An 11,696-nucleotide genomic window follows, 5' to 3' on the forward strand; every position below is an offset into this window, starting at 1 on the left:
GCGGTCAGCCGTCGAGACGCTCGGCGGCACCCGGCACGACGAGCTGCCACGGGCCCCCGCCCCGGACCCGCGTCAGGGACAGGCGGTAGCTGCCGGGCTCGGCGAGCGGGTCGCCGTCGACGTACTCGACGGGCTGGCCGCTCGTCGTGCACTGGTCGGAGGTCGCGATCACGTCGATCCGGTCGTGCAGCTTCCCACCCTTCCGGGACGCGGTGACCGTGGCCTCGTACACGTGGTACCGGCCGGAGGCCTCGACCGTGCGGTCGGTCGACCGGACGTCGGCGTCGACGACCAGGGTCGCCCGCCGTGCCTGCTCCGCCGGGGTCATCGAGACGTAGTCGACGCAGCGTCCGACCGCGGCCACCGAGCAACCGGCGGCGCCGGCCCCGATCGCGCACACGATCCCGATCGCCAGCGCTGTCTTCCCCCATGTCATCCGGCCAGTGTGCGGCACGTGCCGGCCGCCGGTGCCGATCGTGACCGGATCGTGCCGAGCCTCGTGGTGGGCGACACGGCTCGCACGCCGGCAGCCGCGCGCGCCGCCGCACTCACCGCAGCAGGCGCGCCAGCTCACTCCGGTAGTCACCGAGCTGCCGGACGAGCCCCTCGCTGGCACGGGACCCGCCGAGGTCCCCGAGCAGCCGGTCGACCCGCCGGAGCACCGCGTGCTGGTCCGACCGCGAGAGCGTCCGGAAGCGGTCCGCGTCCGGCAGCTGTCCCGGCCATCCGTCGTCGTCCGAGGTCGCGACCGTGGTCTGCACGACGGTCGACGTGGTCGCGGGACGTACGACGTCCGACGAGGCGTCCGGCCCCCCGATGGTCGCCGCCGCGGCACCGGTCCCCGCGATGGCCAGGATGAGGGCCAGGGTGGCCAGGCTGACAGCGGTCTTCTTCTGCATCAGGTGCTCCGTTCGACGGCCGCGGACTGCGGCGGGCCGCGCACTGCGGCAGGTCCAGCCTCTGACGAGGCGGGCGGGAGGCGCATCGGCGGAAGGTGGTGGGCCTCCCGTCCGTTCGACTGATCGTCCGGACCCGGCGCTTCCGTCGTTCGGGGGAGGCGCGGAGCCGCTTCGGGCGGCTAGCCTCACGCCATGCGTCCTCTCTCGATCCCGCCGTGGGTGCGTTCTGCCCTGGCCGGGGTCGCGTTCCTCGCCGTCGCACTCCTCGCGATGGAGGGGCTGCACCGCGCCGGCTGGTACCCGACGCGCCTCGACGACTACCGGGTGACGGCGGCGCTCGTCGCGCTCTGCATCGTCGTCGGTCAGCGCCTGCCGTACCCGCTGCTGGTGGTGGTCGGGCTCGTCGTGGCGTGGCCGACGTGGGCGTTCGACGTGCTGACGGTGCGACTGATCCCGCTCGTCATCGCCGTCTACCTGGCGTGCGCCGCCGGGCGTCGGGTGGTCGCCGTGCTGACCGTCGCGGCGGTGCCGACGTCCATGGCGATGTTCCTGCCCCTCCGGTACGAGCCGGTCAGCGCGTGGCTGCCGGCCCTCGGCGCGTGGCAGGTGTGGTCGAGCGACGCGGACTGGTCGACCATCGTCCTGATGGGGATCCTGCTCGTGGCGTGCGCGGTCCTGGGCCGTGCCACCGCCCGTCGTCGTCGTTCCGAGCTCGTGCTGCAGCGCCGCAACGAGGAGCTCGTCCGCCTGCGGGAGTCCGATCAGGCCCGCATCGCGTCCGAGGAGCGGACCGCCGTCGCCCGCGAGGTCCACGACGTCGTGGCCCACCACATGGCCGCCATCGTCGTCCGTTCGCAGGCCCTGGTGCGGGTCGGCGTCGCAGACCAGGCCGAGTTCGCCGAGTACGCCTCGTGGGTCGCCGGCACCGGGCAGCAGGCGCTGTCCGAGATGCGGAAGGTCGTGCGTGTCCTCCGCGCGGGCGGTGACGGCGGCACGACCGACGCCCCGGTGTCGCTGCGGAGCGCGCTCGAGGACGCCGTCGACCGCGTCCGCGCGACCGGCGTCCGCGTCGAGGCCGACCTGCGTGTGCCCGAGAGCCTGGGCGTGATGCAGGACTTCGCCGTCCTCCGCGTCTGCCAGGAAGCCCTGACGAACACCCTCGTGCACTCCGACGGCTCGTCGGTGCGGATCAGCCTGGCCGCCTCCGAGGACCGCATCCGCCTGGAGGTCCTGGACGACGGGGGCTCCGAGGGCAGCCCCCGGGTGCCGGAACTCGCCGCCGGTGGCGCCGGGATCCGCGGGATGCGCGAGCGCGCCGCCTCCATCGGCGGTGTCCTGGACGCGGGTCCGGCCGAGGGCGGCGGGTGGCGCGTCACGCTCGAGGCGCCCCGGGAGGCCCGTGGTCAGACCGCGGGCAGCCTCCGGCCCGTCACGGAGTCGGGGTCGGGTGCGGCTAGCGCTGCGGCTGGCGCTGCGACTGCTCCTCCGGCTCCTGCTCCTGCTCCTGCTCCGGCCGGTCGTCAGGCGGTCGCGTCGTGATCCGCGTGGTGATCGTCGACGACCAGGCCGTGGTCCGCACGGGTCTCGGGATGATGGTCGACGCCGAACCCGACCTGACCGTGGTCGGCCAGGCGCCGAACGGGGCCGAGGCGATCGCCGTCTGCGCCGAACTCCGCCCCGACGTCGTGCTGATGGACGTCCGGATGCCGGTGCTCGACGGCATCTCGGCCACCCGGTCGATCGTCTCCGAGGGCACCGCGGGCGCGGTCGTCATCCTCACGACCTTCGACGACGAGGAGTACCTGCTCGATGCCGTGCAGGCCGGGGCGCTGGGGTTCCTGCTCAAGGACGCCGGCCCCGACCTCATCGCCGCCGGGGTCCGCGCGGCGCACACGGGCGACACCCTCATCGCGCCGTCGATGACCCGCGCGCTGCTCGAGAACCGGTTGCTCGGCGCCCGGTCCGGCGGGGGCACGACCGGCGGCGCTGCCGGTTCGCCCGCGGTCCCGCCAGCCGAGCACGAGCCGGTGCTGGCGTCACTGAGCGCTCGCGAGCGGGAGGTCCTGACCGCCCTGGTCCGCGGGGCCAGCAACGCGCAGATCGCGAAGGACCTGTGGATCAGCGAGGCCACCGTGAAGACCCACATCAGCAGCGTGCTCGGCAAGGTCGGGGCCGCGAGCCGGGTGCAGGCCGTCGTGTTCGCCTACGAGAGCGGCTTCGTCCGTCCGGACTGGTCGGCGTAGCCCGGCCCGGCAGCCGCCCGTCAGACGGCGCGGGAGCGGGACAGCGGCGCGGCCGTGACTTCGGTGACTCCGGCGGCGGCGGCCTCGCGGCGGATCGCGATGACGGTCACGTCGTCGTCGTGCGGCACCTCGGCCGCACGGTCGGCGAGGGCCGCGACGATCGCAGCCGGCGTCCGGTCGGCGCGCGCCAGCTCGGCGACCGAGTCCACGGCGTCATCACGCCCGCCGAACAGGTCGAGCACGCCGTCGCTGAACGAGATGAGCAGGTCGCCCGGCTCGAGGGTCCCGGTGGTGGTCGCCCACTCGTCCCGGAGGCCCATCCCCAGCGGCAGGTCGACCGAACGCAGGCGCTCCACCCCTCCGGCAGCACGGAGGATGAAGCTCAGCCCGTGCCCGGCGTCCGCCCACTGCAGCGACCCGTCGTCGTCGATGCGGGCGTGGAACAGCGTGGTGAAGGTGACGTCGGTGCCGGCACCCTCGGCGGCGAGGCCGTCGGAGGCACGGCGCAGGGCCTCGGAGGCGTCGTCGACCGTGCGGGCGCTGCGGATCGTGGCTCGGACCGCGGCGGCGATGAGTCCGGCACCGACGCCCTTGCCCATCACGTCGCCGAGCCCGACGGCGATGCCGTTCTCGGTGCGGTACCAGTCGAAGAAGTCGCCACCGACGCTCTTCGCCGGCAGACAGGTGCCCGCGACGGTGACGAAGTCGCCCAGGCCGTCGCTGGAGGTCGGCAGCAGGGAGCGCTGGACGTCGGCGGCGCGGCTGATCTCCTCGAGGACCTTGTCCTCGCGGGCCTGGGCGGACCGGACCGAGCGGCGTGCGCGCCGGGAGAGCTCGTGCACGATGACGGCGACGGTGCCGAACACCACGACGGTGATGCCGAGGCGCACGAGTTCGCTGACCCTCGGCGCGTTGTCCGGCAGGAGCACGTACGGAGCGAGGATCACGAGCGTGACACCGAGGACCGAGTAGACGATCGTGCGTCGTCCGTCGAGGGAGGCCCACCACACCACGGGCAGGACGACCAGGGACGTGAACACCGACGCTCCGGCACCGGTGCCGGTGCGGAACAGGGCGAGGGACACGAAGTCGACGGCCAGCAGGATCGGGATGAGTGCGATCGCGCGCGGGAACCGCAGTGCGAACGCAGCGAGCAGGGTCGCGACGGCGGCGGCGACCAGGCTGGCGAGGAACAGCCCGGGATGGCTGATCTCGAGCGACGGGAGCACCAGGCTCAGCAGCGCACCGAGGGCCAGCAGACCCGTGATCGGGGTCTGCCGGACGAGGGGGTTGTCGATGACGCTGGTTGGGCGAGACATGTTCAGGGAAGGCTACTGGTTCGCGGTCGGCTGCGCCGGTGCGTCGACCCGAAGAGGGGCGGACAGTTCCGTCTGCCGCCGGTGACGCCGAACGGCGGGGCACCCGTTCCCGGGTACCCCGCCGTTCCAGCGTTCAGGAGCGCAGCGCTCCCGCGTCTCCTGCGCTACTGCGCGCGGCGGCGACGCATCCGCTGTGCCAGGAGCAGTCCGCCCGCGGCGAGGAGCACCACGGCGAGGATCCCGATCGGCACGACGTTCGCACCCGTCCAGGCGAGGGCGCCGTCACCGGCGGAGGACGAGCCTCCCGGCTGGTCACCCGCACCGTCACCGGCACCCGGTCCGGCGCCCGCGCCGGCACCCGGCGCAGGCGAGCCCGGCGCAGGGTCACCCGGTGTGGGTGTGGGGGAGCCCGGCGTGGGCGACGGCGATGCCGTCGGGGGAGCCGCGGTCACCGTGAACGCGACCCGGGCCAGCACGACGCCGCCCACCGAAGCGGACACCGTCACCCGACCGGAGGCCGTGGCCGGCACCGCCAGGTCACTGCTGAACGTGCCGTCGGCGTCGGTGCGCACGGTGACCTCGCCACCGAGTGCCGGCGTCGTCGACAGCGTGACCGTCGCGTTCGCCGGGAACCCGGAGCCGGTCACGGTCTGCGTGCCACCGGCGGTGACCTGCGGGGACGCGACCTGGAGGCTCGGCACCGCAGCAGCGACGCTCGAGTACCGCACGACGGTCCGGTCCGTCACCGAGCGCTCGGCGACCGGCACCGTGATGGTGCGGCTGTCGGCGTCGTACGTCCAGTCGGACGCGGCGACAGGGGCGCCGTCGATGGTGACCGACACGGGACGCTCGGCGTTGGTGAACGTCGCCGTCCACGAGCGGTCGCGCACCTGGCCGGTGAACGAGCCGTCGGCGGGGGCGATGTCCAGCGTGCCGCCGTCGGCCTGCTGCGTGAACCGCATCGAGGTCGACGCGGAGTCGCCAGCCGCACGGGCCGTGGCCTTCGTCGGCTGGCCCTCGCCCGAGTCCTCGTGCAGGGCGAAGGTGCCGTCGGCGCCGGTCGCGACCGTCACCGTGACCGCGTCGAGCGGTGCGGCGTCGTTCGCGACGTGGTGCGAGCGGGTCGGGACGATGCCGCCGCTGCGGACGAACACCGGCATGGTGGTCAGGTCCGTCGTGACGTCGGCCGTCGTGCCGCCCTCGTACGTCTTGCCGGTGAACCAGTCGGTCCACGAGTCGCCGGCCGGGAACCACACGGAGCGGGTGGCGGTGCCGTCGTCACCGTTGCCGGTGGTGACGGGCGCGACCAGCACGTCCTTGCCGTAGAGGTACTCGGAGCCGGCCTGGGCGTAGGACTCCTGCGCCTCCGGGTACTGCAGGTAGAGCGGCTGCAGCATCGGGGTGCCGGTCGCCGTGGCGTCGGCAGCGAGCGTGTACGTCAGGGGGAGCAGGTCCTCGCGGAGGTTGAGGAACTGCTTCGCCGACGCGTTCGCCGCGGCCGGGTACTGCCAGGGCAGCCGGTCGCTGTGGTTGCTGTGCAGGCGGTCGATGGGCTGGAAGGCACCGAACTGGACCCAGCGGGCGTACATGTCCGGCGGGAGCTGGGTCGTGCCCGGCTCCTTGCCCTCGATGCCGTACTGGCCGCCGTTGTGGCCACCGATGTCGTGGCTGATCGCGGACAGGCCGGTCGCAGCCGACTCACCGGGCGTGTACCCGACCTGGGCTGCGAGTTCCTGCCAGGTCGACGTGGTGTCGCCGGTGAAGTGCACGGTGGTGCGCTTGTCGGCCCACGGTCCGGTCGGGACGGCCTGCGGGTTGCCGTAGCCGCCCGCGGTCAGCGAGCCGTACGCGCGGGAGAACGCCAGACCGCGGCCCTTGAGCTGCTCGTCCGTGTACTTCGCGTACTGCTGGTTGATGAACGCGTCCGGGGTGACACCGTTGGCGGAGTACTTCGAGTTCTCACTGCAGCACCAGTCGAGCCACCACATGTCGACGCCCTCCGGCTGCAGCGACGTGTGCAGGTCGAAGTAGGCCTTGAGCTGGTCGGGGTCCGACCAGTCGAACAGGTAGCGGTCGCCGTCGCCCTTGGTGAGCTTGCCCTTCGCCGTGTCCCACGCCTGCGCGAACTTCGGGTCCTGGCTCGAGATCGACGGGTGGATGTTGAGGGTGTTGTGGATGCCCTCGGCGTGCCAGTCGGCGAGCAGGCCCGTCATGTCCGGGATGCGGGCCGGGTCGACCGACCAGCCGTCCCACTTGCTGTCGCCCTCGTTCGTCGGGCTGCCGATCTTGTAGTCGGTGTCGATCGCCATGACGTCGACGGGGACGCCCTCGTCCTTGAACTTCTTCGCGATGTCCAGGTAGTCCTGCTGCGAGCGGTCGTAGTACTCGGAGTACCAGACGCCGTACGCCCACTGCGGCAGGAGCTTCGACGGCCCGGTCAGGGTCGCCAGGTCCTTCAGCGCGGTCGTGTACTCGGTGCCGTACCCGAAGACGTAGCCGTCCTGGTAGCCCTCACCGCCGTGGTCACCACGGGGCGTGGTCTTCTCGGTCGCGGTGTCGTACAGCGCCGAGGCGGTGTCGTCGAGCAGCGACCAGCCGTCCTGGTAGAGCAGGCCCGGGTTGGTCTTGACGGAGCCGTTGGCGGTGTCGAGGTCACGACGGTAGCCGCCGAGCGGGGCGTGCGCGGCGAGCACCGGCGACGCGGTGTCGACGACCGCGATGGTGTCGAAGTTCACGTTGCAGTTGTTCGCCACCGTCGGGCAGCCGATCGCGACGTCGTTGGCGCCTGCGGCCAGGTGCACGGGGACCGTCACCGTGTTCCAGTAGTCCCAGCCGCTGGTGCGCGGGAGCTCGGCGGTGGTGGCGTCCTGGCCGGCGGGGGCGGCGGTCAGCGTGGGCGTGCCGGCGGAGCCGTTGGCGTACCGGACCTGCAGCGCGTAGTCGCCCGCCGCGGGGACCCCGGTGACGTGTGCGGTCAGCTGTGCACCGGCGCGTTCGAACCCGGCGGCGAAGCCGTCGCCGGAGAACCCGTTGTGGTCGGTCGCGACCGTGGCGCTGCCGGCCTTGCCGGCGTCCTCGGCCTCGCAGACCGCGCCGAAGGCGCAGTCCTGACCGGCGTTCGCGGCGGTCGGTGCCGGGTAGGCGGCACCCGAAGGGACGATCGCCAGGCTGTCGACGTTCACCCGACCGGAGTCGCCGTCACCACGGACGACCTTGACGGTGTGCTGGCCGGCGGTCAGGTCGAGGGCTGCGGTGGTCTGCTTCCACTCGTCCCAGTTCTTGCCGGCCGGCAGGCGCAGCGTGACCGGTGCCCCGCCGTCGACGACGATGCTCAGCGTGCGGGTCTCGACCTTGCCGTCGCCGCCCTGGTTGTTGGCGTAGCGCATGGCGAGGTCGTACGACCCGGCCTGCTGCACGGTCGTGCGGAACGTCATGGAGTTGCCGACGTTCTCGAACCCGGCGGCGAAGCCCGATCCGGTGTACCCGGCGTGGTCCTTGGCGGACGCCAGGCCCTGCAGCGCGAGTGCCTCGCCCTCGCAGAGCGTGCCCACCGCGCAGGAGGGCGTCTCGGCGGTGACCCAGGGCGAGCCGGTGACGGCCTGGCCCAGGGAGGTCGTGAGCTTCACCCGGAGGTTGTCCTGGCTGAAGTCGCCGGTGCCCTCCCGGTACTGCACGGTCATCGAGCCGGTGTCGAGCGTCAGCCAGCCGTCCTGCACGGTCTTGGTGAACGGGGTCGCGGCGAAGTCGTCGCGCCCGACCACGTTGAACGTGCCCTGGTCGGTGAACTGCCCGTCACCGGCGTACTCGGTGCGGATCAGGGTGGGGGAGAGCACCTGGAAGCGGGCCTCTCCGGACACCACTGTGCGGGCGTCCGGGGCGGCTGCTGCCGGCAGTGCGGAGATACCGAGCCCGCCGAGCGCAAGCGCTCCGACCAGGGCTCCGGCGAGGGACGACCCGAGGACGCGTCTGCGCCTCCGGGTCTGCGTGGGGTTGGGACGCAAGGGTGTGTGCTCCTCGTGGACGGCGTCGTCCGGTCATTCGTCGGCGGTCTGGCCGCCTTGTGCGGGTACGTGTCCCGCGGCCACCCCCCTAGAGGGCCGCGTTACAACGTGGAAACTGTAGGGCCTCATAGCTCGTACATGGAAGCCCGCAAGGAGAACGCGTCCCTCGAGCGGCGCTCAGCGGACCAGCCGGGAGGCCCGGATCGCCTCCCGCAGACCGGCCCGCCCCTGCGCGGGGGAACGACGACGGGCCGCCCGGCGCGACCGAGGTCACACCGAACGGCCCGTCGATGATCGGACGCTCCGGAGCTCACTTCCCCAGGGCGGTGAGGAACCGGTTCGTGTACGACAGGGCAGCGTCCGGTCGGGAGCTGCACGTCGCCGAGGCGGTGCTCTGCGCGCACGGGGTGTCACGGTCGAGCGACCAGTAGTGCACGCCCGCCAGTGCGTTCGCCCGCGCGTACGCCGAGACCGTGTCGACGTCGGCGAGGGTGAACACGTTGCTGACGACGTCGTTCACGCCGATCATCGGCGTGACCTCGATCTTGTTGGACGGAGTGCCGTACGTGTGCTGCAGGTTCTTGACCGCCTGCACCGTCGAGGCACCCATGTCACAGGCGCCGTTCGTGACGACGCACACCGCCGAGGACGCCCCGCCGAAGTCCATCGTCATGAGGTTGATCGTGTAGTTCGTCAGCCCCGAGGCCTTGATCGCCGTGACGGTCGTGTCCCCGGTGCTGTTCAATCCGGCGAAGGACCCGTTCGACGCCGCGAGGGTGGCGAGGGTGAACGAGAACCGGAGCTTCGGGTACTGCGCCTGCGCGGCCGCTGCCGAGCTGACGAGCGACCGGATGTCCGCCGCCGACTGACCGCTCTCGATGTCGAAGTCGATGCCGACCAGGTGCGGCGAGGCGTAGCGGGCGATGAAGGCGTTCATCGCTGCCCCGGAGGTGCACTTGAACGACCCAGCCGCGCCTCCCGTCGAGACGACGTAGTCGACACCCGCGGCGTCGAGCGCCAGCACGTTCGCCTTCGCGAAGGCGTCGCCGGCCACACCGCCCCAGTTCTCGCTGCCACACGTCCCGGTCGCGAAGGCGAGCGAGAGCGCCCGGAGCTTCGGGACCTTCGTCGCGAGGCTGTTCGACCCGCCGGCCACCGGGATCGTGCTGCCGGTGATCGCGGTCTGCATCACGTTGGTGTTCCAGTTCAGGTTGACCGTGACGTCCTTGTACGGGCTGAACAGGGTCCCGGTGGTGGCGCCGGTCCCGGTGCCGCCGCCGGTGCCGCCTCCGCTACCACCGCCACCGGTGCCCCCGCCGCCGGTGCTGGCGGGGGTGCAACTCCCTGCCGAGGTCCACGGCTGCCCGGAGCCGGTGGCTCCGGAGTGGGTCGCCGGGTCATCGCCCTGCGTCCACCAGTTCGCGGTGTAGTTCGTGCTGCCGGTGCTCACGCTCGCGCCGCCGGAGTACGCGGTGGACGCACTCCAGGTCGGTGCGCAGGTCGTCGCGGCGCTCGCCGGTCCGGCGGTGACGAGCGCTCCGCCGAGCACGAGCCCGGCGATCGACGTGACGAATCCGAGACGCCTGATCCGACGTCCGATCGATGGTGTTCTGGTCATGACAGATCCTCCACGATGGGCGGCCCGGGCGACGCTGCCCGAACTCGCGGGAGGTTTTCGAAACCTCCTTGCGTATTCGTACTGCGATCGCCGGCGGATGTCTGTCCGCATTTCGCTGGACGAACAGCCGGGACGTCGACCGCCACCTCGGTCTCGCGGCGGAGATCGTCCGACACCTGCGGACCTCGGGCGCCCCGGCCGCCCGGGCACTCCGCCAACCGGCCGCGCCGAGCGGTCACCCCGGGAACGGGGGCGTCGTCACGGAACAGGTGACGGGCCTCCCGGGCTGCCCCTGTCGTTCTGCGATCGCGCGCTTGCCGTCCAGCAGCACCCGACAGGTGGCGGTCGTTTCCGGCGGCGGCGTGACGGCGACGCGTGCGCGGTCGCCGGTCAGGACGATCGCCTTCTGCTGCCACCGCGATCCGGCCGTACCGGCTGACAGCGCGGTCGTCGTCACCTGCGGGTACCGGTGCGCGGTCGGTGCGTCGCCCCGCCGCTCGGCCCCGCGGACGGACACGTCGGTCAGTGCGGTTCCGGCAGGGGCGTCCGTGGTGACCTGGTAGGTCACCGACCAGGCGTCCGCCGTCTGCTGCCGGATCATGGCGCAGCCGGTCGTCGCCGCGACCAGGGCGGCCGCGATCGTGAGCATGCCGATGGCGCGTGTGGTGGTCGTGGTGGAGTGGCTTCCGTTGGACATGCGTCCAACATCTCCTCCGCCCGGTGCTGGGCGCGACCGCTGCGGGGATGACCGGGGTCATCCTCTGGTCGCGGGTCCGATCGCGGCTGTCGCTGTCGCTGTCGCTGTCGCTGTCGCGTGCCGGGAGGCTCGGCTCGGCTCAGCGAGGCCAGGTCGCGATGACCGCGACCGCGTTGAACAGCACGTGCGCCAGGATCGCGCCGCCGATGCGGTTCGTCATCGCGACCAGGGTGCCGGTCAACGACCCGAGGGCGAAGATCGTCAGGAACACCCGGAAGCCCTCGAGCTGGGTCCCGCCGGCTCCGAGCAGGACGTGCAGGACCGCGAACAGGAACGCGGTGAGCAGCACGGCCAGGAAGCGGGTCCGCGGCGTCAGCTCAGCGGCCATCCGGCGCTGGAAGAGCCCGCGGAAGAACACCTCTTCCAGGAACGGGCTGACCAGGACGATGCCGATGGCCGACACGACGAGCAGGCCGATGTCGGGCGTCCCGAGGGTCGGCGCCGGCGCGAGACCGGTCGAGCCGGTGAACGCCAGTCCGAGGAACACGTCGAAGACCCGGCAGAGGATCACGATGCCGATCGCGAAGATCGCGTCGCCGAGTCCCAGTCGCAGGCGCGCCGCGTGGTCCGTGCCGGCCGATCGTCGCAGCACCCAGACGATGCCCGCGACGAGCGGCAGCCAGACGGCGAAGTCGGCGACCAGGACCTGCATCACGGGCGGTTGGATCTTCCCCGCGGTGCTGAAGCCGGCTGCGACCCGGGCCAGGATGACCGCCACGCCCAGCGCGACCAGCAGGATCACGAGGTCCCGCTGGCGACTGGTGTCGGGCTCGGCGTGGGTCACGTCGGACTCGGTGCTCATGGGCTCACCGTAGAGGACGGGAGGCCCAGAACGGCCGATACAGCCGAGCGTTGCTCG

General features: G+C 72.3%; 9 protein-coding genes. 2 read left to right on the forward strand and 7 right to left on the reverse strand.

Going from position 1 to position 11,696, the window contains the following annotated elements; genetic code table 11:
• Positions 1-4: 4 nt before the first annotated feature.
• Positions 5-436: a hypothetical protein gene (locus DEJ24_RS04885; protein ID WP_146245929.1), complete on the reverse strand. Its 432-nt coding sequence runs from the start codon at positions 434-436 to the stop codon at positions 5-7.
• Positions 437-548: 112 nt separating this feature from the next.
• On the reverse strand, positions 549-899 hold the full coding sequence (locus tag DEJ24_RS04890; RefSeq protein ID WP_111077525.1) for a hypothetical protein: 351 nt from the start codon (positions 897-899) through the stop codon (positions 549-551).
• Between the two features lie 192 nt (positions 900-1,091).
• Here DEJ24_RS04890 and DEJ24_RS04895 point away from each other — a divergent pair, with 192 nt between their 5' ends.
• Positions 1,092-2,438, forward strand: coding sequence for a sensor histidine kinase (locus tag DEJ24_RS04895; RefSeq protein WP_146245930.1), 1,347 nt, complete (start codon positions 1,092-1,094; stop codon positions 2,436-2,438).
• On the forward strand, positions 2,435-3,142 hold the full coding sequence (locus DEJ24_RS04900; RefSeq protein WP_111077527.1) for a response regulator transcription factor: 708 nt from the start codon (positions 2,435-2,437) through the stop codon (positions 3,140-3,142). Before DEJ24_RS04895 ends, DEJ24_RS04900 begins: the two co-directional genes overlap by 4 nt.
• Before the next feature lie 20 nt (positions 3,143-3,162).
• Here the strand turns inward: DEJ24_RS04900 and DEJ24_RS04905 are convergent, their stop codons facing one another.
• The 5 genes from DEJ24_RS04905 to DEJ24_RS04925 all read right to left on the reverse strand — a co-directional run bounded on the left by DEJ24_RS04905 (position 3,163) and on the right by DEJ24_RS04925 (position 11,639).
• A complete protein-coding gene (locus DEJ24_RS04905; protein WP_111077528.1) occupies positions 3,163-4,461 on the reverse strand; it encodes a PP2C family protein-serine/threonine phosphatase in 1,299 nt (432 codons plus the stop codon).
• A gap of 164 nt (positions 4,462-4,625) precedes the next feature.
• Positions 4,626-8,462: a TIM-barrel domain-containing protein gene (locus DEJ24_RS04910; RefSeq protein ID WP_111077529.1), complete on the reverse strand. Its 3,837-nt coding sequence runs from the start codon at positions 8,460-8,462 to the stop codon at positions 4,626-4,628.
• Between the two features lie 310 nt (positions 8,463-8,772).
• Positions 8,773-10,080 (reverse strand): carbohydrate-binding protein, encoded by a 1,308-nt coding sequence (locus DEJ24_RS04915; RefSeq protein ID WP_111077530.1) that lies wholly within the window; start codon positions 10,078-10,080, stop codon positions 8,773-8,775.
• A 235-nt stretch (positions 10,081-10,315) separates the two neighbouring features.
• Positions 10,316-10,777: a hypothetical protein gene (locus DEJ24_RS04920; protein ID WP_111077531.1), complete on the reverse strand. Its 462-nt coding sequence runs from the start codon at positions 10,775-10,777 to the stop codon at positions 10,316-10,318.
• A 139-nt stretch (positions 10,778-10,916) separates the two neighbouring features.
• Positions 10,917-11,639 (reverse strand): CPBP family intramembrane glutamic endopeptidase, encoded by a 723-nt coding sequence (locus tag DEJ24_RS04925; protein WP_110904924.1) that lies wholly within the window; start codon positions 11,637-11,639, stop codon positions 10,917-10,919.
• Between the last annotated feature and the right edge of the window lie 57 nt (positions 11,640-11,696).

The organism is Curtobacterium sp. MCPF17_001, assembly GCF_003234615.1.
Classification (GTDB): Bacteria; Actinomycetota; Actinomycetes; order Actinomycetales; family Microbacteriaceae; genus Curtobacterium.